Origin of the sequence: Nocardia sp. CA-084685 (genome assembly GCF_050955785.1) — a bacterium.
In the GTDB taxonomy this organism is placed as follows: Bacteria; Actinomycetota; Actinomycetes; order Mycobacteriales; family Mycobacteriaceae; genus Nocardia.
In genome coordinates this window covers 5,308,553-5,330,351 of record NZ_CP192094.1, presented here as the reverse complement: position 1 = coordinate 5,330,351, position 21,799 = coordinate 5,308,553, and the positions used below count along the sequence as shown (strand labels likewise).

The following is a 21,799-nucleotide window of genomic DNA, read 5'->3' as shown; positions in this document are numbered from 1 at the left end:
GCGACGCGCGCAGGCGCGTGAGCACGCACGGGAGTTCCCGGACCCGGTGTTGGACGAAGTGATCGACAGCATCGCCCGCCCCGACATCCGGGTCACCGCACACGCCCTTGGTGCGGACCCGATGGCCATGTCGCGGTGCGTGCGTATTCTCGCGACCCGACGCGGCGGCTATGGCTACATCGTCACCCAGCGTTTGGGCGAAAGCATCTGGCATGCTAAGGGATACACGATCACCGAGTTCCCAGCGACAACCTTGGCCGACGTGGTAGTCGGGCACCTGCCGAAGGTCGGGCGGGGCAGCCATGCGCAGATCGACCTTTCACCGGTGGTGAGCCCGGACGACATCGACCACTCCTACCGCCGTCCAATGGCGACCGACTCAGTCGACGACTACAGCAGCGACACCGAGCGTGCCCGCGCGTTCGTCGAAGCGCCGGTGGATTCCCGCGGCCTGATCGAAATAGAGCAGGGCATTTCGAAATTCGGCCCACGCGGCCAGCTGCGGCTCCGGCTCGGCTGGCGTGACCTCGTCGGCGACGGCCGCTACGCATTGCTCGACGACACCACTCCGCGCGCAGTCGCCGTCGACGTGCCCCGCCTGACCGCCCTCATCAACGCCCGGATCATCACGGTGATCGAGACGATAAAGGACGAGAACCATGGCTAGCGGCGGCAGCAGTACCGACGGCGCGCCCCCGAGCGCCCCTCCCACGCCGGATGACACCAGCTATATCGACACGTCGAGCCCGCCGACGACGAGCCCGTCGAACCCGTGGACGGGCCTGACGGCACAAGGTAAGAGCCAGACACTCACGATGGCCCACAATTCCGCGATAGCGTGCGCAGCAGCGGCCGACAGAGCCCTGAGCCGGATCAGGGGCATCGAGTCGGCGACAAACCTGCTGTATCTGCGTTCGTCGATGGGCGAGTATCCCACTGGGTATCTGTCTTCGGGCACACAGATGGCCGTGGCTTTCAACGATCGGGCCACAAAGCTCGAGGACTGCCTCAAGCGGCACGAAGTGGTGCTACAAGGCATGATTGATACCTTCCATGCCGCCGACAAGCTATACAAGGCGACTGATAGCGCGAACGCTGGACTGTTTGGCAACAGCCCGTCCGTGGCGGCCACGTCACTCGCGCTCGACTCTGCTTCGGTGGATCTCGACCCCAGTATTTCGCCGAGCTCGGTGCTGCCATCCGGTGTTGCCTACGATCCAGATAAGACGGCACCGACCGACAGCGAGCTCTACACCCGCAAAGCCCAGTTACCTGGCGTGATCCACGATGAACACGGCGTCGACCACCTCGACAATCAGGGAGTCCTGAAGTCGATGGACGGGGACTCACAGCGGGCGTCGGCGGGTGCCAACCCTGCATTGACGGAACCTACAAGAGTCTTCGATGCACCGCTCAACCTGGAGAACTCCGATAGCCTGCACCGCGACGAATTCTACCGCTTATATCTCAGCATTGATTACGCGCAAGTTATGCACGCGGCCGCGCAGTGGCTCTACCTTTCGCAGCAGCTGTCGATGGGAATGAACGACCTTCGGACGGCACTTAAGGACATCGTCGGTGGTGGAGACTCCGGTGTGGGCATAGCGCCGTGGCAGGGCGCGGGGGCCGTCCAAGCGAATCAAGCAAGCAATGACTACGTGAACAGCGCACAAGACTTGGCCGACAACATGAAGATCATGGGCTCAAAGCTGATCTTCACGGCAGAATGGCTCAATCAGTTTCGGATCATGCTGCCCGACAATTCGGATTACAACTCAGACCACGAGTCCGATTGGCGCCACCACTTCGACCAGTTCTACAAGCCGGGCGCGACAGCAAGCATGGCCAGCATGCCGAAGATGCCGATGCCCGTCGACGCGACCACGGGTTCCACAGTGCCAAACCCACTGACGAACCCGGCAGGGGGCTCGGCGTTGACCGGGGTCGACCCAAAGGTACTCAGCGATGCGGTCTACAACGATGCCGCAGCACGTCTCGACGGGCAGTTGAAGGATCCGAACAGCGGGCTCGGCCACGTGTTAGCCGACTACAAGAAATATGCCGACGCCGCCGCTGCGGCTGGGGGCGGGCATTATGGTTCGTCGGGCGCGGCGAACGGCGGCTCGACCGGCGGAAATACCGCGGGCGCGGCGGCCAAGTCGGCTGCGACGGATCAACCGACTCCGCTGGAGCAACAGATTCTCACTAGATTGGACAAGCTCGAAGCCCAGGCCGCGAAACAGCCGAACTCCAATTACCAAGTGCCCACTGCGAACCCACCCGGCCCGCTGGAGCGGATTGTTCAGCCAATTCAGGGAAGGCCGACCTCGCCGCTGGACGGGCAGACTCAAACTAGCGCTGGCACAGCCGCAGGCGTGGCGGGCAACGCTGGGGATCCGGTGTATCCGGCAAGCTACAGCCCGTATTCGACGGCCGGGCAAAGCCAGGCGGAGCTGAGTGAGCTGGCGGCTATCGGGCAGCAGGTGGCCGGTGTGTTCCAGCAGTTCACGAATCTTCTGGCGCAGGAGATTCAGCAGCTGACGCCGTCGATCGAGCAGGCCCTCGACGCGGCGGCTCACCACGACATGATGGACCGCGAGGCGAAGGATCCGGGCGGGCACGACCAAGCTGGGCCCGGGCCGGACGAGCCTCCGCGTGCGCAACCCCGAATGTTCCCGCGCGAAGAACTTCTTGCCGACATGCCGATCGCGGCGGCCGGGCAGGCGGTCGACGCGGTGACCGGTGGCGCGGACGCAGCCCAGGATGACGCCACCACGCAGGCCAACGCTACGGCAGAGCCGTCGGTCGACGCATGATCCGTACCTGGAACCTGACCGATTTCGAGCTCAATGTCCGGTGGCGCGAGCTCTCCGCGGAGCGCCATCTTCCCAAGCCGTTGTACTTCACGTCGCGGATCATGATGGAAGACGATTACCAGCGGGAGATCGCCATCGTGAGCGATCAGCTGAAGGGCAGGCTGGACCTGTCCTTCGACTCCGCGCTGAGCATCATGATCGACCCGGACGTACGGTTGGGAGTGCACGGGTTCGACGGTAGGGAGCCGCGCAACGCGGCGGGGCGCATCCGGGTCGCTGCGGCGCGCAAATGGGAGCGGTGCGTAGTCATCACCCAGATACCTGGCGAGACGATCTACCACAGTGGCGGCTATGCCGTGAGCGAATGTGAGTCCATGGAACTGGCACGGCTGCTCGTCGAGCAGCTCCCCGACGTCGATGCGGGCAAGCGTGGCCGGGTGGAGCTAGCGGGCACTAGGGACTATTCGTTCGGTCGGTCGGTCGCGGCCGAGTCTTCGGACGCCGATGAGTACGACAACGTCGCGGAGCGCTCCGAGGCATTCCGCAGCACCACCGCCACCACGATCGGCCAGATCGAAATCCGCCAGGGCAGTTCGCGTTTCGGGCCGCGTGGGGTATCGCATCGCACGCTGGAGTGGCGGGACCTGGTCGATGACGGCCGGTATGTGATGGATGACAATGCCACCGTCGCTGTTCCGGTCGACAGGGACCGGCTGCGCGCCATGGTCGACACCGATATCGGCATGGTCATCGGCGCGATCGAAGACGAGACCGGAATCAGCGGGAGCTTGTACTTGCCTACCGAAACGCGACGATTCTCGGTCACTGAAGAATCGTGGTAACCAGCCCGCATCGCCCGTGACGCGCCTCGCAGGGCCAATTCTCACTATTGGGAACATCAGGCGATATCGGTAAAAGCCTGTCGTACCTTCGCTTTTGAAGGGCAGGTGTGAAATGTCAGCCTCGGAACTGGGACTCCTCGTCGGTACTGCCGAATCCGCCACAGGCCGGATATCGGTGGAGACAACGGAATTGGGATTGCCACTGTCGGTGGTTGTAGACCGAGCCGAGTTACAGCGCCATCCGGCCGATTTGGCGGCCGAGATTGTTCGGTTGTGTCGTCAATCAGCGAATCGTGCGCGGCTGGCGCGGCGGGCGGACCTGGCGGAGGCCGGTGTGGCACACGACGTGCTGAATCGGATGGGCCTGCCCACCGCGGACGGGCTCGCGCTGGCCGAGTTGGTAGAGGAGACCGAGTACGAGTACGCCCCGTGGAGTTGGCTGAGGAGCGGCCGTGACTGAAGCGAATTTCCGCTATTTGACGGATGTTTCGGCCGCAGTGGACGCGTTACGGTCGCATGCCGAGCGAATGCTGGAGCTGAACGAGCAGATATGCGCCATCCAGGTGGTGGAGACATCATCCAACGGCGCGGCAACTGTAATTGTGGATGGTGAGGGCAGATTGGTGGATATTCGTCTCTCCCATGGCATTTCCCGTTTGACACCGACAGAGTTCGGGCAGTGCCTCGTGGACACCTCGCGTGCCGCCGCGCGTCGCGCTGTGGAGAAACAGGCCGCTCTGGTGGCGGCATTCAACGACACCGACGCGGATTCCTCCAACTCCTCCTAGAACCTTCATGCCACGTGGCGTTGACCTAAAGGACAATCAGATGAATCAAGTAGCGGTCATTCCCGAGGCTTTCAGTGCGCACGGGGACATCAACGCGACCCAGGCGAGCATGGTGACGGTTGCGGGCACGGTAGACCAGGTCACCGCCATCCAAGCCGCCTCGGCGGTGTTCGGGCCGATCGCGGCGGACTTCCTCGCCGCCTTCGCGGTAGCGCAAGCCAACCACGCGCAGGCGGTGGCCGAACTCGCGAACGTGCATGCCGCCACGGATGTGACATCGCATGCGGCGGCCGCCAACTACGAATTGGCCGACGCTGGCTCCGCGGCGGGTTTCGACGGGCTCGTCTCGCCCGACAGCATGCCGGCGTTTGGCACCGACGATGGCGCGACGCCCACCTCCGCACCGGAGAACGACACCAATCCGGATGTCGCGGAGCAGCCTCCGGGGCAGGAAATGTCGCAGGGGGCTGCGCCGGGGTCGGGCGGAGTGTCGCCGGATCGGGTGTCGCCCCGGCCGATTTCCGTCGCCGCAGCGGCTGAGCACACCGTCGCGCAGCCGTTCGCCGCTGCAGTCAGATCGGCGACGACTGGTTCGGCGACGATATGAATCCGTCATCCCTCGGCATGCACCCTGCTCCCGCGCCACTGCACCCAGATGTGTTAGACGTATTGCGGCACACCGGAATCGGGCCACCGGGGAACAACCAGTCGTTGGATCAGATCCTCGCTGGCCTCGGATTGCCGCCGCTGCCGGACTTTCCGCCGCTGCCGCAGTTGCCAGGATTGCCGCCGCTGCCACCGCTCGACCCGGCCGCGTTGATGCGGCCGATCACAGACATGCTCGGGAACTTCGGTACCGGCAATCTCGGGATGGGGCCGATCAACCCGGTCCAGTTCTTCTCGCAGGTCGTCAACGGTCTCACCCAGGTGATGGCCCTGGGGTCGACGGCGATCAGCGCGTTGTCAGCGTTGCAGGGCGCGGGTACCCAAGCGGCGGTGGCGAAAGCGTCACAGGCACAGGGCAATGCGGGTGCGGTTACACAGCAGGCTGGCCAAATTCACTCGCTGCTGTTGTCCGCTGCGGCCGTGGTCCAGACTGGTAATGCTGAATTGGCGGCCATCGCTACGAAACTGGCCGCTGAGATCGCCGTCGCCGCGGCGACACCGGGCGGACAGGCATTCATCGCAGCGGCCACAGCCGAGGCAGCGACCGAAGCGGCGGCGGTGGTGGCGCAGGTGCGCGCCGGATTGAGCGCGCTGACCAGTCAGATGACGGTGGCAGGACGGCCGGTGCCGATCACGCCCCCGCCGAACCCTGCGCCCGCGCAGCTGCAGAATGCCGCCGAACAGGTTCCTCAGATGCTGGAACAGGTCGCGCAACCGGTGACACAGTTGCTGCGCCAAGGCGAGAAGGCCATCGAGCAGCAGGTTCGCTTGCGTCCGGAGTATCACGGGTCTGTCGCCGAAGCCAGAGCGCACGAGACCGGTACCGGCGCGATAGGCGCGGTCGCACCGATGGCGTTCGCCTCTCCCGGCGGCGGTCCGGTCGGGGTCGCACGTGTGCCGCTGCAGCAGGTCGTGACCGAGACGCCGGTCGGACCGCCCACTGAGGCGGTCGTGCGGGCAAGCGAGATGGATGCGGCCGCGGGCGCGGAACTGTCGGCTGAAGAGTCCGTCGCGACGCGGGGAGGCACACCGATGATGCCGATGGGCGCGGCGATCGGCGCGCGCGCCGCCGAGACCTCGGTGCCAGCCCGGGAGTACCTCGTGAGCGCCGAGCACGGCGATGAAGTCGTCGGCGAACTCGGGGATGTCGCGACGCCGGTGGTCGGCGGCGCGGCGTCGCGCCAGGCGGATTCACCGGACAAGGCATTGACGCTGTAGCCCAGTACCCAGCACGACCAGGAAGAAGTCATGAACGGACACGTCGAATTCGATTCGGTGGCGGCCGACCGGGTTGCCACGCGACTGGACGCATTGGCCGACAGGCTCGATCACACTTTGAGCGGAACGCATAGCGCACTCTCGCCTATCCCGGCCGGCGCGGACGCAGTGTCGGCCCGCGCCGCAAAGACCTTCGAGAACGTCGGCGACGGCTTTCGACAGTCCTATGCCGGTGGCGTGTACGAGCTGCGAAAGCTGGCCGCGCAGATGCGCTTTCATGCGCAGTCCTTCCGTAGCGTGGACGCGCTCAACGTGACGTTGTTCGACGGATTGTGCTGAGCGGACGGGAGACGGCTATGTTCGAGCCGAACGGCTTCACCGGGCGAATCTGGGAGGCCACGCCCGCGGACCAGCTTGTGCGCGATCTGGTCACCGGACCCGGCGCGCTGCCTATGGCCGATGCGGGCATGGCCTTCGGTCAATTGTCGGCGGTACTCGCCGAGGCAGCGGTGGAGTATCACGCGATCCTGGGTGAGCTCGGCAGCGCGTGGCGGTCGGCAGACAGCGATGCTGGGGTGCAGCAACTCGCGGCGTTGCGGAACTGGATGGTGGAGGCCGCCGAAGCCGCCGCGACCAATGCTGCGCGTGCGGAGGCGCAGGCCATCGCGTACACCATGGCGGCTGCCGCGATGCCGGGAGAGGCGGAGCAGGCCCTGTGGCAGGCGTTGAAAGATATGACGGCACAGGGTATTCCGCTGGGCGGACCGTTGGTGGGAGCGGCCGCGTCTATCGAGGACCAGGCGCACGCGGCGAAAGCGCGGGCCGCGCAAGTCATGCAAGACTACGAGGCAGCGACAGAGCCGGTCGCGCAGCCTTGGACACCGCCCCCGGCGCCCGTGCTCACAAGCGAGGCCGCACTGGTGGCCGAGAAACAGGACGCTGTGCCGCGCTCGCCGATGATCCGTCAAGGTCCGGCGCCGCTGGCCGCGTCTGCTGGATACCGCGGTCCATCGGTATTGCCCGTGCTGCAGACGATTGCGCCCATCCCCGCGGCCGCGCTGGGTGAGACTGTGCTCGTCGACGAGCAGATCGTCACCGATCAGCAGGTTGTCGAAACAGCAGCTCCGGCAATGCAGCTCACGCAGGCACCGATGGTGCCGGGAACGATGGCACCCGCGGCCACCGCGGATGCCGAAGAATACACCCCCGCACGCGCCGCCGCGGGGCCGAGCGCGGGCGCGGAGTTCGACGCGCTGGCTCCGGACGCCGGGTGGGCCGCCGCGCCACCCGTGCTCGGTGGCACCTCCGCACCCCAGGTGCGGACGATCGGCGCGGGGGCGGAGCAGATATGACAACCCTGACCGAAGAGGCGCTCACGGCTGCGGTCGACCTGCTCCAAATTCCCGCTCTGCCGGTGGTATTGGCGCTTGAGCCGCACTACGAGACGATTGCGGCGGCGCGGGGGGCCCACGAGGCGGCGCTCAGCGCGTTGCGGGTGCGTGGTCTGGTGGACGAATACGGCGATGTGGCAACCGATATTGCATCGGCCTTGTTCACCCTCGCGCAACCGGACCGGCAGTTGGTCGCCCGGTCATCCGGGCAATCGGGAATTCGGCGCATGTGCTTGGCGCGGCGTGGCGGCAATCATGCCCTGGCCGTCCGCGACGGCGACGATGTCGATATCCGGGAGGTATGGGCCGACGGCGACCCCGCCACGCTGACGCGGACGTTGGGTGCGGCATTGGGTAGGCTTCCTGCCGCCGACATCCCGCCCTTCCGGGCACCGGCCGCCGAGATCGGCGAAAGACTGAACACCGCAGCGGGTTCGGCCGACTTCACCGACGTGGCGTACCACTTCGGTGCTGCCGGTCGGGAGGCCGTCGACTTCGGCATGGTGATGTCGACCTGCCACACACATACCGAAATCGTCTGCTACGGCGAGGATTCCACGACAACAGTCGGTGCGGTCGCGGTGTACGACACCGACTGCGGCCGGATCCTCGCGGCCCCCGATCGATCGCAGGCGGACAACCGAGCCTGGATTACCTTCGCGCCCGGCTCCGATCAACGCCTCGGCCAAGCGATCGCGATCTTGATCGAAGCCTTGCCGGGAGGAAGGTGGATGCCTTAGTCCCCGCACATCGACATGAATGAAGAAGCGAATATCGACAGTATCCATTCGAACAAGGCATTCGAAGACGAAAAGAAAGAGGTGGCCAGCGATGGCCCAAGATATCTCCATTGATCATGGTCAGTTCCTCAAGGCGACGGGCCAAATGCGGGATGTGATCCCGACGCTCGACCATACCGCGAAGAAGCTGGACGCCAGTGTTCAGGCGGCGGAAGCGGGATGGAAGGGTCCTGCGAAGATCGCATTCGACCGCTATGCCCATCGTTTGCATGGATCGATTCTGAAGCTGAACAAGTCTCTGACCGACCTCACCACCGCCCTGGAGCAGGGCAACAAGGATCTGGGCGGAACCGACTCGGACAACCGTCAGATCTTCGGCAAGATCGACACCGAGCTCTCCTCGCACCCCTACACCAACCTCTTCTGATCTGCTTCACCGAACACTGCAAGAAAGGGACTTCGTCATGAGCTACGCGACAGACAACAGCAGCATCATGCAGTACAGCCCAGGGCACATCGAGGCGCTGCTCGGTGAACTGCGGGGCTTCAAGACCGCGCTTGTGACCTCGCAAGGCGATGCGAGCTCTGCCGACACCGCGATTACCAATGTCTGGCAGGGAGCCTCGGCGCAGGCTTATCACACTGCCTTCAGCGCTGTCTCCCAGAACCTCGACGATGTAATCAACGTGCTTCAGCAGGGAATCGATGGGGTGGAAGAGGCGCACAACAACGCCCAGACCACCGACGGTAGGGTTATGAAATCGTTCATGGGCAGCTGATAGCCAGTCGGGTCGGACGGCCGAAGCGCTCGCACCCCTCCACTTCGCGGCCCACGTTGCAGCATCCGCGAACGATAGACGGGGTGCGAGCGTGTGCGGCTCGATAATGCACTCAACAGAATCGAAGTAGTTCGTGCGGAATGGTCCCACCTCCTCCTTGTAGGGTTGCGGGTGGGAACGCCCTGCGGCAGAAGAAATCCAATGATGCCAGCGTTGGTGCCATTGGTCGGAATAACCGGCTGCCGCAGTTCTGCGCCGCTGACGCAACGGTCATGAGAAATTCGTATGAAATCACGAGGTTCGGCGACATCACCCCTGTTCCCGTTGTGCGGCCGAGCGTCTGGCCACATGTTCATATCAGTGGCGATACATCACGCTGTTGGACGCAACCGTCGGATTTCGCGTCGGCCCTACCGTGGTCGAGAAGCCCCACGATCGGAGGTGGCCTGGCATCGGTGCGGGTGGAGACACCTACGGTCCAACGGCATCTGCCTGGCAGCTCAATGACGACAAGGTGAAATTAAACATTCCAATACCGCTGGGCACAACCGCCCATGTACATCTGGACGGTTGCGCCGCCACAGTCGGCACGGGAGACCACGGCTTCATCGATACTTCTGCATGCGTGCGATCCCGCACTATCTTCACAAGGCGGCGACGGCATGGCACGGCGAAATCCGGCGACTTACGCTAATGGATAACTCGCGGAATCTTTCCCCGTCATGGGGAAGTTGAGGGGGATAAGGCGATAAAACTACGAAAGGCATCTTTCTTATGAAATTACTTCGATACTCTTCAGCTCTGACCCTGGCCGCTATGGCCGTCTTACTGTTTCCCGCAGGACCTGCGAGCGCTGCCGCTTCGGCGTCAAGTGCCGCACAAATTTGCGGGTCGGGATATTGGCCCATAGACCAGCAAGTCTTCCCCGGTGCCACATCTTATCTTTCCTATAACGGGAGCACAGACTGTGTGGTGACGATGAAGACTGAATACGTAGGTCAATCAACCCGTGTTTCGGCAGGTATAATCGTTTCCAATACTGATAGCAACCAGCCACAGGATTGGGATGATGGCAACTATTCCTATTACGCTGGTCCTGTTAGGGAATACGCGCCGGGGCGGTGTATCCGATGGAGCGGAGCAGCCTATAGCCCAAGTGGTCAGCCTCTGGGGGGATTCTTGAGCGCCCCTACACATTGCGGTTAGCCTCGATTTTTCGCCGGGGCCTGCGGTCCGGTGTGATCGGTTTCGGATTGGTTTTTGGCTGCTCGTGAGCAGCTTGTGGGCGAACTCGGGTCGGGGGCCCGAACATGTCCAGATTCCCGCCGTAGGTTTCCACGATTGCGCGGGCCTGCGCCTGACCGGCACCGGCTACCGGCAGCCGACGGTGTAGCAGCCGCTGTGCACTGCCACCGCTCGATAAAGACCAGGATTGCGCACCGTGACCATCATCGCGGCCTCGCCGCCTATCGAACCCTTTCGATCGCGTTGCGGCCGTTACCTTCGAAGCGTGCATCGATCAATGGCGACAACTCGCGAGTGAGGAAGGTTTCCCACTTGTTGGTGCCCAGGACGGGGTCGGGGCGCTGCCCGTCGGTGTAGACGTTGCCCGGTCCGCCCGTGGCCAGCACGATGTTGGATTCCTTGTCGGCGAAGAACTCCACATGCAGCGGTCGCCGACGGAGTAGCCAAGGACCTCGCGGGCACGGTCAAGCACGGCAGGCTGGTCGAATAGCGTGTCCCGACGAGTCTCGGGTATTTACTGAGTATCTGCGTAAGCAGAGCGCCCATTCCGCCGCCCATATCCACTGCTGAGTCAGCCCAGCCGAGATCGACCGCGGCCACGACTGCCGCGGGCACATTGCCATGTTGAGCGGTCATCAGCCGGTCGAATGACGGGCTCGCATCATGATCGGCTTCAAGTAGCTCGAAAAGTGGTGCGCCGTGTGCGGTTTCGGGGCCGATCCGTCCGTTCACAATGGGTTCTGGAAGCGCTGTCAGAGAATCGCGCCAGATCGGTCCCTCGAAGCAAGTGATCAAGTCGCGTGTGGAGGATGGGTGATCCCGGGTCAGCGTGGTCCCCGTTTCAGTCAATGAGTATCGCGTGACACCATGCGAGTCCTCCTCGGTGGCCAAGAGTCCTATGGACGTGGCCGCCCGCAATAGTTGCTGCAGCGGCCGGTTGCTGGTCAGTCGAGCCCGAGATCCTCGAGATGGTGCGGGGTTCTGTAACGAACGGGATGACCGTCGCAGCCGCTCTCGGTTGTGCGTTCGAATTCGCGGCGTCGGCGGTCCGCGCGGCGTGCGGCGTACGAACAGGGCGCGCGCCGGTAGCTCATCCTCATGCCATGGGGATTGTCGGGTCGACGATCGCCTCGATGCCTGCCACGCGGTCGCTTCGGATGGTGAGCACTAGCATGCCGTACAGCACGCGGTCGCGGTATGCCAGGACGCCCACGGTTGCGGGCGCCGGGTGCGACACCAGCGTTGCGCCGGATCCGAAGTAGCTGAGCATGTTCGACGCCACGGCCGTCGCGCCGTGGGTGTCGGGCGGCGCTGGCAACGAGCCCGCGACGAAGGTCGCCGATCCCCAGGCGTCCGGGGCCAGCACGGTCAGCAGGGCGTTGAGGTCGCCGCCGGAGCAGGCCGCGATGAAATTGTCCAGGACGGCTCGATGCGTCGATGCCGTGGCATGATCGACCGCGGCGGATGCGGGGTCGGCCCCGGCGACCGCGCGATCCGCCGCTACGAGCGTGGTTCCTGCTGTGGCCGGGGTGATCTTCGTACGCGCCCGCCGCGCCAGCTGCCTGCACGTACCCACTGGACGGCCCAGGATGGCCGCGATCTGCTCGAAGGGCAGCGCGAACACGTCGTGCAGGATGAAGGCCACCCGTTCGGGCGGATTCAGTCGGTGCAGCACCATCGCCAGTGCCGACTGGACGTGATCGTCCAGCGTCACCCGGTCCGCCGGGTCGATGCCCTGCGAGACCACCGAGTTCAACAGCTCTGAGTCGCCGAGTTGCTCGCGCCGGGCTCGGGCACTGCTCATCAGGTCCAAGCACAGGCGGCCGGTCACCACGGTCAGCCAGCCGCGGACGTTGCCCAGTTCGTCCGTGCGGGCGCGCGAGAGGCGCAGGAACGCCTCCTGCGCAACGTCTTCCGCCTCCGCGATGTCACCGAGCATTCGGAACGCCAAGTCCACCACGTAGGCGCGGTGCGCATCCCAGAGCGCGGTGAACTGGTCGCCATAAGTCTCCACATCAATTACGACGAAACGGCAGGGCGAAAAGTTACCGATTCGCCGCGGTAACTTTTCCGCCGCCCACTCCGTCATAGTGCTGACCCGCAAAACAACCGAGCACCATGCGAGGAGACCTTATGTCCCGCAGTTCGAGCCGACTGACCGTGATCGCAGCCCTGGCGTTGGCCGGCCTCGCGACTGCTCCGGTACCGGCGGGAGCAGATTCGACCGCGTTCTCCGAAACGGCCGGCTCCGTCGAAAAGTACCTGGGCACATGGAATTATGACCAGCCGGACCACACCGCCAGAACCAACATCGCCACCATGGACCTGTTCGGATATCGGCCCGACATTCCGCAGATCGGCACCATTACTTTCACCCACGGTGCCGACAGCGAGGTCCTCGGCCATACCGATCAGGGCTGCACCTGGCATTTCCGGCCCGCCGGCGACGCTCTGGAAATGACATCTACCACCCAGTACTGCTTCAACAACGTGATCGGATCCGGCTACAACATAGACCGCTGGCGCGTCACCGTCGATGATGGCGTCGAGCGAGAAACCCTGCACGCCAACAGCTATCTCGGCCCGGGGACCTTCGGATTCGATCTGGTCGACGGCCGCCGCACCAATGCAGCCGCAGGCACCCAGGCCGACACCGCGCGGCGCTTCAGCGGTACCTGGACCTTCGACCGCGCGCCCTTCCCCATCAACGCCGCCACCAACTCCTATTTCATTCCCTTGCCGTTCACGCCCGCCCTCATGTCCGGGCCGGTCACCTTCACTCCGGCGGCGGACAGCACTGTCACCGCGCATACCGCCGACGGCTGCGACTGGACCCTCGACGCCCACGGCAACACCGCCGAGCTGTCCCCTGCCACGCAGACCTGCGGCGCAACTACCCTGACGTTCTGGTCGATCGCCAACGATGTGGGACATCAAACCGCCATCCTGGCAGGACAGGATCACAGCACCCCGTTCATGATGACCTCGGGCTCCTTGACCAGGAAGAATTGGCCATAGTGTCGGCGGGAATTCGTCTTGATAGGCGACACGAACCCGGGGACCACAACTCGCACTGGCAGGCTGGCTCGACGGCCGTACAGACAACTCTCGACATCTGTGCAGATCAATTCATAAATCGACACTCGCGGCATAGTCACACACCGACAGACTGGGCGCGGGTGTACTCGGAAGGAGCGGACATGACCTCGGATTCCTCGGCGACCAACCCATACGGCACCCCCTCGACCCCGGGGCCCGAATCCCCCCTCGCGGTGCAGGGCGCGGTGAACAGGCTAGTCGGCATGTTGCTGCGGGCACCCGGCCTCGGCTCGATCGTCGGGCGCAGGCTGCTGGTGCTGCATGTGGTCGGACGCAAATCCGGTAAGCGGTACGACATCCCGGTCGCCTACACCCGTCACAACGGCGCGCTGTTGATCGGCACGTTGACCCGACCGTGGGTGAAGAACATCCGCCGCGATGTTCCCATCCGAGTCTCGCTCGGCGGCCCGCCGCGCACGGCCACGGCGGAGGTGCTTACCGACACCGACACCGTGATGCGGCTGTTCGAGGTGATCGCGCGCGACAATCGACGCAACGCTCGCTTCAACGGCATCGGCTTCGACGCCGCCGGCGAGCCCAACAAGGCCGACATCTATCAGACCTGGCAGCAGGGCGGGGCCGTCATCCGGCTCACCCTGATCTGAGTCAATCCTATTCGCCGTCCGCGGCAATCGGGCGACGGCGGCTCATTTGGGCAGAGTGGACACTGCGAGGTCCTCGGCGCGCTCGCTCGCGTCCCCGGTCTCGAAGAGCCCGAACGCGGGCACCCGTACCGGCTCGCCCGGCCCATCTGACACGTGAACAGCGACGTGGGCCGGGATATGGCCCGGCCCACGTCGCTGCCGCGTTGTTAGTACCTATCTATCTCTCTGTGGGCACCGGACCGCGTCGCCATACCTGCCAGAGATGCAGTAAGCGCCAATTGATCTCGGCGAGCGGGCCGGTTGGCTATGACTATTGTCCGGCAGAGGGAAATCATCGAAGGCAGTCGCGATCTTCCCATTGATCCGCGTGCGGCCGATCGGCTCCAGATGGGACAAGTCAGTTGCAGTGCACCGGGCCGCTGCTGCCCCCGGAATAATATGGGTCGGAAACCTACCACTCGATGCACGTGTGCGGGGCGTACCAGTAGACAGGGCCTGCGTAGTAGGCATAAGAGTCGAAATCGACGTCCGCATTGCCGTACCTGCCGTGTGTCTGGAACGGTACGTTGGTCGGGTTCGAGGAACCTACCGACGCCACTAGGGGCGTTTTCGTTCCGATCTGCTGTGTCTTCCAGGTGACGACGCAGTCAGTAGAGCCGTTGTACGTCAGCCAGCCGGTGGCTATTTTCAGGTCGTAGTGGTCGATCACGTAATACCCTGCGCCGCAGGTAGCTTCGGGTGTAGAGGCCGCTTCCGCGGTCCCGCTCGTCGTCAGCGACGCGGCGATGATGGCGGTTGCTACGACTGTGGACCGTGTCACGCATTGCAGGAAACGCATTGATTGCCTGTCTTTGGATCTGGATGGCAAGCATCGTGGGGTCGACTGACTCCCGTCGTCGTTCAAGCTTGCATAATTGGACCGTCAACGCGCCGGGCGAAACGGTTGCTAATCACCCAGCAGTATTTTGTAAAAGGTCTAGACACTCGGCCGAACTAGCCGAGTCGTTACCACCCGAATATCCGCCATAGTGCCTATATCTCGGGGTTGGCTGGATTCGGCTTCCTCCGCGCTCGTGGCCCAGGCCGAGGACGGCATCCGCCGAGAAGATCTACGCGGACAACAAGATCGAGGCCACTCTCGACCGCCCTGGCTTCACCGAACTGCTGCGGCACGCAGGTGCGCTCGGCACGACGAGTCCTCGATATCCCAACAATGGGAATGTCCTTCCCGTCAGTCGTGAGTGAAGGCCGAGGTGAGGTAGCGCATTTCGTCGGCGGTGGCGATCATGCGGACGGTGGTGGAACCGGTGGGGGTTTGGATGGTGACGATGTTGGCAGCTTCGGATTGGGTGAGTGTCACCTCGGCGTCGGGGTAGCGGGGTGTAGTGCCGCTGGGGTGTACGTGGACCGTGGTCGCTGGGGAGGTGTGCGCGGTCGACGGAACGCCGTCGTAGACGATGACATTCGGCGTGATCTGGGCGGTGCCTGCCGCGCCTGCGAGGCTGAGCGAGGCGGGCTCGGCGACTCCGGACACCAGAGAATGCCACGCCTCGGGACGCGAGGTATGCACCAGCACGTGTGCGCCGGTAGCTAAGGCACGCAGGATCACCTGCTGGGCCAGCGATGCGCCGATGATCTCCACGCGACGCAGGCCCGGACCGACTATTGGGATCGCAACGCCGCGGCCGAGATCGTCTGCGCCGATGAGTTGGCCGACTCCGCTCGACGGAACCGCTAGCACGGCAAGGGATTGCGCCGAGCCGAAGCAGACACTGGTGGGTGGGCCGAACTTCTGACTGGTCACCGGTAGCGTGGCGACGAGCGCACGGTACTGGTTGCCTGCCAGAGGGCGTAGTCCGGGCATCGGCGGGCGCTCCAGCGGCTGCTGGGTGTTGAACCGGACAAGCGCGGTGAGGGCGAAGTTGCCTTCGTGGCCGCCCGCGAGCGGCGCCGGGCGCAGTCGAAGCATGAGCGTGGTGGATACGCTTGCCACGGTCCAGACTTCGGCGAGGGCGGCGCTGTCGAGACGGGCCGTGTTGAGCTCGTAGGTGGTCAGGTGGATTCCTTCTTGCTCGGCACTCTGCCAATGCTCTACCAACGATTCGCCGCGTACGCCGTTGGCGAGATGGCGTACCGCCCGGTCGATTTCGTGTGCGGTAAGCACCGTGACCTCGAGCCCCCGTGCGGCGAGGCGGTTGGCGACTCGACGGGTGGCGATGGCGGCGGTGCGGGTCATACCGGCCTCGCCGCCGCCGCGGCCTGCGATAGCCTCGGCGTTGGTCAACGGATTCAGCCGGAGGGTGAGCCACACGGTGAGCCATGACGGTGACGCCAATGGTCCCAGCACCTGACCGTAGAGCTGGGCTAGCGAGCCGCCCTCAACCGTCGTGCGGCCGCCCACGCAGTTGACGTCTATCGCGTCCAAGCCGATATCGAACTGCGTAAGGCAGCGGGCGATCTCATCCAGCGGGACGGCATTCTCGGTCGTGAGCACGCCGGGCCCGAGCAGGTTCACGCCGGGGGCGGGGCCGTCGATGCGCAGCATTGTGAGCAGACAGTCGCCGTCCCACCGGATTCCGTACTGACCACCGTCCAGATCGGGTTGGGCGATATTGAACGGGGGGTGATAGCGAGTGGTTCTGAGGTGGCGGCGGTTCCACAGATACCGTGCGCCCGCGCCGATGTGGGCGGGAATGCCGCTGCCCCGGACCGGCACCACGCCGAGCAGGAACACCGCTGCGCCGACGGCCACGACGACCAGCGCACTGCTGCCAGCGACCGCCGCGGCCAATGAGGAGGCGAAAGCGACTACGGCGGCCGAGAGCACGACTGGCAACGGCCATCGGCGGAACAGCCAGAATTCGGGTGAGCGCATCGTGCTCGCAGGGCGGTGCTCCTGGCTCGCCGAAGCCGTGTTCGGCCGAGGATTCGGTTGGGTGGCCACCATTGGGGACTCTTTCCGTCACCGGGAAACGTGGCACTACGGTACCGTGTCGAAAGCTTCGCAGTAACCATCGAAGACAACTCGCCGCGTCGAGAATTGAATCCCTCAAGACAAATCGTCGCGTCAAAATCGAAATTGCCAAGGAGCGTTGTCGTGGCTTCGCAGTTGACAACTCGAGCGCAAGTCAACGGATATCGTTTTCTTATCAGGAGGCTCGAACACGCGTTGATCCGGCGGGACGTGCGGATGCTGCACGATCCCATGAGCGTGCAATGGCGTTCACTTCTGGTGGGTTTGGTGTTAGGACTGCTCGGCGTGGCGGGAGCCGCGATCCTCAGCTTCCTGCGTCCGCAGGGTGCTGTGGACAATAATGCCGTCATTATCGGCAAGGACAGTGGTGCGCTCTACGTGATGCTGAACGGGACTCTGCATCCGGCCTTGAACCTGGCCTCGGCCCGATTGATCGCCGGCGCCGATGCAGCACCGACATCGGTCAAGGAATCCCAACTCGTGGACTACCCGCGTGGCCCGATGCTAGGAATTCCGGGCGCGCCCGCGACGTTGCCGGGTTCCGCGGAGTCCGGTTCGGACTGGACCGCGTGCGACGCGACGACACCGGTCTCGGGCGCCTCGACGCTGGTGTTCGCGGGGCAGCCGCGACAAGATCGGTCGGTGCACCCACTGGGCCGCGATGAGGCGGTCCTCGTGTCCGTGCACGGCACAACGTATCTGCTGTACGACGGCAAGCACGCCGAGGTCGACCTCACCGACGACGTGATCGCCCGGTCGCTGAAGCTCGCGGGCGCGCAACCCCGCGCGGTGGGCGCCGGTTTGCTCGACGCTACCGTCCCGGTGCCTGCGATCGCCCTACCCGCAGTGCCGATGGCAGGTCAGCCGGGGCCGGTGGTGGGCGCCAAAGTCGGCTCGGTGATCAAGGTCAATGGCATCAATTCGAGCGAGCTATATGTGGTGGTGACGACCGGGGTGCAACCGATTTCCGCGTTCGCGGCCGAGGTGCTCCGCAACGCCAACTCGGTCGGGGACAGCGACGTCATCCAGGTGACGCCGGACGCCCTGAGCGGCGTTCCGGTGGTGAACACGCTGGCGCTGAATGATTTTCCGGTGCAGCGGCCGAAGGTGCTGTCGGCCGACGACTTCCCGGTGGTGTGCAGTTCATGGTCGAAGCCCGGCGACGACCGTGACGCGACGATCGGCCTGACCACGGCCAAGACCTGGCCCCTGCCCGCCTCCGCGACACCCGTGCCGATGGCCAGCGGCGGTGTCGGTCCAGACCGGATCGACACCGCCTATCTTCGCCCCTCGTCGGGCGAGTTCGTGCAGATCACTGGCATCGTGCCGGGCAGCGTCCGGCGTGACGGTCTGTTCTACATCGCCGACACCGGAATCCGCTATGGCATACCAGATCCCGGTACCGCCAAGATGCTTGGCATGCCTGCCCAGCCCAAGCTTGCCCCGTGGGAGATCGTTGGCCTGCTCATTCCCGGCCCCGAACTCACTCGTTCGGCCGCCCTCGTGGCCCACGACACTCTCCCCGACCGCCGCAAGTAAGCCTGAGGCTGGCGTCGCGACACTAATAGTGAGAGGAGATCGATAACCGGATCTTGTGGATTGGGCGCGCGTCGGGGTCGGGCAGCGACATCAACCTGTCGGGGGATGGCCGCCGAAATCCCCACGGCCAGAGTCAGGCCCACGCGGTCGGACAACACGTGGATCTTCGAATCGGACTTGCCTCGATCGACCGGGCTCGGGCCGGTCATATCGCTCCCTTTTTTCGCTCGCACCGACGCTGTGTCGATCGCCTCCCGCGACCAGTTGATCAGCCCTGGCTAGCCAGCTGCTCCAGGACCACCCGCGGTGTAATCGCCGCCATACACCGGCCTCGGTACAGACGGTGAATCGGCGATGCACCGTCGGGACAGTGGCCCCGAACGATGGCCGCAGCATCCGCCACGCACAACCGCTGGTCAGCACGAACACCACCGCGCGGTGAACACGGCCCGCTCATCGACCGGCGCTTCGGCCGGCGGTGAGTTGCGGTCTTCAACCAGGGTGCGGTGTTCTGTCCGCTCGCTGTCGAAGGTCCATGGTGTCTGTGAGCGTCCTCGTGCGTGTCACTTCGTGGCACGTTGTGTCGCCCGATAGCACCCTCCTCTGGGTGGTCTGGATCGATGGCGGTGACGATGAACGGCGATTCCGCTCAGTGTCCGATGACGGGCACGGCGATCTGTCGTGCCTCCCTCTCGACTATCCCCAAGCAGCCGCGACCTCGGCAGGTCCAGGAGGCATCGCCCCCTTTCAGAGTGGGCACACAAGACGGCATAGACCGTCGCTTTGGCCCCTGTTCTCGCAGGCTACTTTCGTTGGAATCGGCATGAATCCGGCAATGCGCCCCGAGTCTTCCGTGGGTTTCCGTATAAATGCGGATATTTCGGCGCTGTCCGTCGGCGTAAGGTGCGGTCGTATCTCAATTTGGCGATACATACTTTCAGAACACCGGAGTAAAATAGGGCGAGCGGGAAATCAGTTGCAGCTTCTTTGGCTGCCGCCGCGGTCTTGGCGAGTGGCGGAGTGATGTTAGGGTCAGGTACCGCGGCCGCGTCCTCGTACAATGGTGCGTGCGGCGCCGGGTATTCCGTAATCGATCATCACGACCTCGACGGCGGGACCATTTTCCTCACGTATAAGAACGGCTGGAACTGTGTTGTGACAGTCAGAAATCAGCCCGGTGCGGCCATCCATATGATGGCGCAAATCGAACGCAATACTGATTTCAACACTCTTCAAATCGACCAAGGGAATTACACTACATACGCGGGTCCGGTCTTCATCTATGCTCCGCAGACATGCGTTACCTGGGGAGGGCAAATTCAGCCACCTCCTCCCTATCAGGGTGGCAATTTCTGGACGCAAATCGGTGGGCACTGTGGCTGACATGCGACCAACGAGCGGACCAAGCCACGTGGTGGGCGCCGTTCAGTGAGGTTCTGCCGAACTGGTTGAAGGCGTTCGTCCGTCTCGAATGCCAACCAGTACGGCCGGTGACGTGGGTTGTGATCGTCTTTGAAGTCGCCGATCACCACCCGGGCCTCGAGCAAGCTCGTCCAGTGGTTACGGTTCAAGCATTCGTGCGTAGCCGCCGGTTGAACGACTCGACAAAGCCGTTGTTCCATGGCGTTCCGGCGGAAGGTAGACTATGCCGACGCTGTCGGCGCAGAACTGTTGCACCGCAGCCGAAACCATCTCCGGCCGTTGTCCATGCACAGCACCCGCGGCGGCCCGCCATGCGCGGTGAAACGCCTTTTCCAGCCTGGCGACGAGCCGCTCGGCGGTGATCGAGCGTTTCACCAGGTGCGGCAGTGACTCGTGAGTGTGCTCGTCGATCTTCGACGCGAGCTTCACCGCCCGCCCGTCGACGGTGGAGTCGAACTGGAAGTCCAACGCCCACACCACCTTCGGGCGCATCCGCGTCAACCAGCGGCGCAGTCGAGCAGCCAGCCCGCTTACGCGGATGATGAGCGCGCACCTGCAAGCCTTCCTCCCGCCGGAGCCGGTGCACCCGCTTCTTGTTCACCTGCAAGCCCGGAATCTGTCAAACCGGATGAGACCGGTCATGCCACGAATTCTGTGTTGATGTTCTCCTTCGCCGGTTCGTTGATCCAGGCCGCGCTGGGCAGCTTGGGTGGGGTGGGAGGCCGCCGGAACCGGCCGGGGTTGGCTGCGTAGGCGGCGGACAGCACCGTGGCGCGCTCGGCGCGGATCTGGTGGGCGGTGCCGTCGTGAACCGTTGCGGGGGTGTGCAATCCGATGCCGGAGTGCCGGTGATGGTTGTTGTAGTAGGTGAAGAACGCCTCACAGAAGCGCTGGGCCTCGCGGATGGAGGCGAAGCGGTCCGGGAAGGCCGGACAGTACTTGAGGGTCTTGAAGTTGGCCTCGGAGTACGGGTTGTCGTTGGACACGTGCGGGCGCGAGTGCGAGCGGGTGATGTTGAGGTCGATCAGCAGCTCGGAGACCGGTTTGCTGATCATCGGGCCGCCGTTGTCGGCGTGGATGTAGTCGGGCACGACCCCGTCGTTGGCGGCGATCGCGTCGAGCTGGAATTGCTTGGCGATCCACTGGGATTCACGCGGGACCACCCGCCAGCGGATCGCTTTGCGGGAGAAGATGTCCAGCATCACCAATAGCACGTAGTAGATTCCTTTGCCCGGTCCCGCCAATTTCGTTGTGTCCCAACTCCATACCTGGTTCGGGCCGGTGGCCACCAGCTCCGGTTTGGTCCGGGCCGGGTGGGTGGCCTGGCGTCGGCGCTCGGCCACCTCGCCGTGACCGCGCAGCAGCCGATACATCGTCGAGACCGAGCACAGATACCGGCCCTCGTCGAGCAGGATCGCCCACACCTGCGCCGGAGACTTGTCCACGAACCGCTCGCTGCGCAGCTCGGTCAGCACCGCGGCCTGCTCGGCCGCGGTCAGGGCGGCCGGATGCACCGCTGGCCGCCGCGGACCCTGGACTGGTGGTTTCGGGTTTCGGTGCCGGTGCAGGGTCGCCCGCGACTTGCCGGTCAACCGGCACGCCGCGCGCTGGCCGACCAGCACCTCCAACTCGCCGGTCGCGGCGTCGATCACTTCGGCGGCTTCGGCTCGGAATC

23 protein-coding genes and 2 pseudogenes are annotated in these 21,799 nt (G+C 64.3%); 16 read left to right on the top strand and 9 right to left on the bottom strand.

Going from position 1 to position 21,799, the window contains the following annotated elements; all coding sequences use genetic code 11:
* Window positions 1–49 precede the first annotated feature (49 nt).
* From ACQP2U_RS23965 to ACQP2U_RS23905, 13 genes are all read left to right on the top strand, one after another.
* Window positions 50–667 (top strand): ESX secretion-associated protein EspG, encoded by a 618-nt coding sequence (locus tag ACQP2U_RS23965; RefSeq protein WP_433709535.1) that lies wholly within the window; start codon window positions 50–52, stop codon window positions 665–667.
* Entirely contained in the window at window positions 660–2,816 is a 2,157-nt protein-coding gene (locus ACQP2U_RS23960) for a hypothetical protein (RefSeq protein WP_433709534.1), read from the top strand. Before ACQP2U_RS23965 ends, ACQP2U_RS23960 begins: the two co-directional genes overlap by 8 nt.
* A complete protein-coding gene (locus ACQP2U_RS23955) occupies window positions 2,813–3,658 on the top strand; it encodes an ESX secretion-associated protein EspG (RefSeq protein WP_433709533.1) in 846 nt (281 codons plus the stop codon). The genes ACQP2U_RS23960 and ACQP2U_RS23955 overlap by 4 nt, the downstream gene beginning before the upstream one ends.
* A gap of 112 nt (window positions 3,659–3,770) precedes the next feature.
* Window positions 3,771–4,118, top strand: a complete 348-nt coding sequence (locus ACQP2U_RS23950) for a hypothetical protein (RefSeq protein WP_433709532.1) — start codon at window positions 3,771–3,773, stop codon at window positions 4,116–4,118.
* Window positions 4,111–4,446 carry a YbaB/EbfC family nucleoid-associated protein gene (locus tag ACQP2U_RS23945; RefSeq protein WP_433709531.1) on the top strand — a complete coding sequence of 112 codons (336 nt, stop codon included), beginning with the start codon at window positions 4,111–4,113 and terminating at the stop codon, window positions 4,444–4,446. Before ACQP2U_RS23950 ends, ACQP2U_RS23945 begins: the two co-directional genes overlap by 8 nt.
* A 40-nt stretch (window positions 4,447–4,486) precedes the next feature.
* Window positions 4,487–5,053, top strand: a complete 567-nt coding sequence (locus tag ACQP2U_RS23940; RefSeq protein WP_433709530.1) for a hypothetical protein — start codon at window positions 4,487–4,489, stop codon at window positions 5,051–5,053.
* A complete protein-coding gene (locus ACQP2U_RS23935; RefSeq protein WP_433709529.1) occupies window positions 5,050–6,330 on the top strand; it encodes a hypothetical protein in 1,281 nt (426 codons plus the stop codon). Before ACQP2U_RS23940 ends, ACQP2U_RS23935 begins: the two co-directional genes overlap by 4 nt.
* A 30-nt stretch (window positions 6,331–6,360) precedes the next feature.
* Window positions 6,361–6,669 carry a PE family protein gene (locus ACQP2U_RS23930; RefSeq protein WP_433709528.1) on the top strand — a complete coding sequence of 103 codons (309 nt, stop codon included), beginning with the start codon at window positions 6,361–6,363 and terminating at the stop codon, window positions 6,667–6,669.
* 17 nt (window positions 6,670–6,686) lie between these two features.
* A complete protein-coding gene (locus ACQP2U_RS23925; RefSeq protein WP_433709527.1) occupies window positions 6,687–7,682 on the top strand; it encodes a PPE domain-containing protein in 996 nt (331 codons plus the stop codon).
* Window positions 7,679–8,461, top strand: a complete 783-nt coding sequence (locus ACQP2U_RS23920; RefSeq protein ID WP_433709526.1) for an ESX secretion-associated protein EspG — start codon at window positions 7,679–7,681, stop codon at window positions 8,459–8,461. The genes ACQP2U_RS23925 and ACQP2U_RS23920 overlap by 4 nt, the downstream gene beginning before the upstream one ends.
* Before the next feature lie 91 nt (window positions 8,462–8,552).
* Window positions 8,553–8,888 (top strand): WXG100 family type VII secretion target, encoded by a 336-nt coding sequence (locus ACQP2U_RS23915; RefSeq protein ID WP_433709525.1) that lies wholly within the window; start codon window positions 8,553–8,555, stop codon window positions 8,886–8,888.
* A 37-nt stretch (window positions 8,889–8,925) separates the two neighbouring features.
* The gene (locus tag ACQP2U_RS23910) at window positions 8,926–9,240 is read left to right on the top strand and encodes a WXG100 family type VII secretion target (protein WP_433709524.1); all 315 of its coding nucleotides are present in this window, start codon (window positions 8,926–8,928) and stop codon (window positions 9,238–9,240) included.
* Between the two features lie 415 nt (window positions 9,241–9,655).
* Window positions 9,656–9,934: an alpha-L-rhamnosidase C-terminal domain-containing protein gene (locus ACQP2U_RS23905; protein ID WP_433716569.1), complete on the top strand. Its 279-nt coding sequence runs from the start codon at window positions 9,656–9,658 to the stop codon at window positions 9,932–9,934.
* A 772-nt stretch (window positions 9,935–10,706) separates the two neighbouring features.
* Here ACQP2U_RS23905 and ACQP2U_RS23900 read toward each other — a convergent pair.
* The 3 genes and pseudogenes from ACQP2U_RS23900 to ACQP2U_RS23890 all read right to left on the bottom strand — a co-directional run bounded on the left by ACQP2U_RS23900 (window position 10,707) and on the right by ACQP2U_RS23890 (window position 12,499).
* Window positions 10,707–10,904, bottom strand: a complete 198-nt coding sequence (locus ACQP2U_RS23900) for a hypothetical protein (protein ID WP_433716808.1) — start codon at window positions 10,902–10,904, stop codon at window positions 10,707–10,709.
* 79 nt (window positions 10,905–10,983) lie between these two features.
* Window positions 10,984–11,217 (bottom strand): annotated as a pseudogene (locus tag ACQP2U_RS23895) (methyltransferase); the annotation flags it as partial.
* 364 nt (window positions 11,218–11,581) lie between these two features.
* Window positions 11,582–12,499 (bottom strand): sigma-70 family RNA polymerase sigma factor, encoded by a 918-nt coding sequence (locus tag ACQP2U_RS23890; RefSeq protein ID WP_433709523.1) that lies wholly within the window; start codon window positions 12,497–12,499, stop codon window positions 11,582–11,584.
* 119 nt (window positions 12,500–12,618) lie between these two features.
* Between ACQP2U_RS23890 and ACQP2U_RS23885 the strand changes: the two genes are divergently transcribed.
* Both ACQP2U_RS23885 and ACQP2U_RS23880 read left to right on the top strand, forming a co-directional pair.
* Window positions 12,619–13,503, top strand: a complete 885-nt coding sequence (locus ACQP2U_RS23885; protein ID WP_433709522.1) for a hypothetical protein — start codon at window positions 12,619–12,621, stop codon at window positions 13,501–13,503.
* Window positions 13,504–13,685: 182 nt separating this feature from the next.
* Complete coding sequence (locus ACQP2U_RS23880; protein WP_433709521.1) at window positions 13,686–14,189, top strand: nitroreductase/quinone reductase family protein; 504 nt, start codon at window positions 13,686–13,688, stop codon at window positions 14,187–14,189.
* Window positions 14,190–14,640: 451 nt separating this feature from the next.
* Here ACQP2U_RS23880 and ACQP2U_RS23875 read toward each other — a convergent pair whose 3' ends face one another.
* Together ACQP2U_RS23875 and eccE are read right to left on the bottom strand one after the other, a co-directional pair.
* Window positions 14,641–15,009, bottom strand: coding sequence for a hypothetical protein (locus tag ACQP2U_RS23875; protein ID WP_433709520.1), 369 nt, complete (start codon window positions 15,007–15,009; stop codon window positions 14,641–14,643).
* Between the two features lie 411 nt (window positions 15,010–15,420).
* Window positions 15,421–17,064 (bottom strand): type VII secretion protein EccE, encoded by a 1,644-nt coding sequence (eccE, locus tag ACQP2U_RS23870; RefSeq protein ID WP_433709519.1) that lies wholly within the window; start codon window positions 17,062–17,064, stop codon window positions 15,421–15,423.
* 99 nt (window positions 17,065–17,163) lie between these two features.
* On the opposite strand from eccE, the gene eccB reads away from it, so the two are divergent.
* Window positions 17,164–18,702: a type VII secretion protein EccB gene (gene eccB / locus ACQP2U_RS23865; RefSeq protein ID WP_433709518.1), complete on the top strand. Its 1,539-nt coding sequence runs from the start codon at window positions 17,164–17,166 to the stop codon at window positions 18,700–18,702.
* Between the two features lie 47 nt (window positions 18,703–18,749).
* Here eccB and ACQP2U_RS23860 read toward each other — a convergent pair.
* The 4 genes and pseudogenes from ACQP2U_RS23860 to ACQP2U_RS23845 all read right to left on the bottom strand — a co-directional run.
* Window positions 18,750–19,169 (bottom strand): annotated as a pseudogene (locus ACQP2U_RS23860) (transposase); the annotation flags it as partial.
* A gap of 565 nt (window positions 19,170–19,734) precedes the next feature.
* Complete coding sequence (locus ACQP2U_RS23855; RefSeq protein WP_433709517.1) at window positions 19,735–19,947, bottom strand: hypothetical protein; 213 nt, start codon at window positions 19,945–19,947, stop codon at window positions 19,735–19,737.
* 315 nt (window positions 19,948–20,262) lie between these two features.
* The gene (locus ACQP2U_RS23850) at window positions 20,263–20,616 is read right to left on the bottom strand and encodes a hypothetical protein (protein ID WP_433709516.1); all 354 of its coding nucleotides are present in this window, start codon (window positions 20,614–20,616) and stop codon (window positions 20,263–20,265) included.
* A gap of 146 nt (window positions 20,617–20,762) precedes the next feature.
* Window positions 20,763–21,776, bottom strand: a complete 1,014-nt coding sequence (locus ACQP2U_RS23845; protein ID WP_433709485.1) for a transposase — start codon at window positions 21,774–21,776, stop codon at window positions 20,763–20,765.
* Window positions 21,777–21,799: the final 23 nt, after the last annotated feature.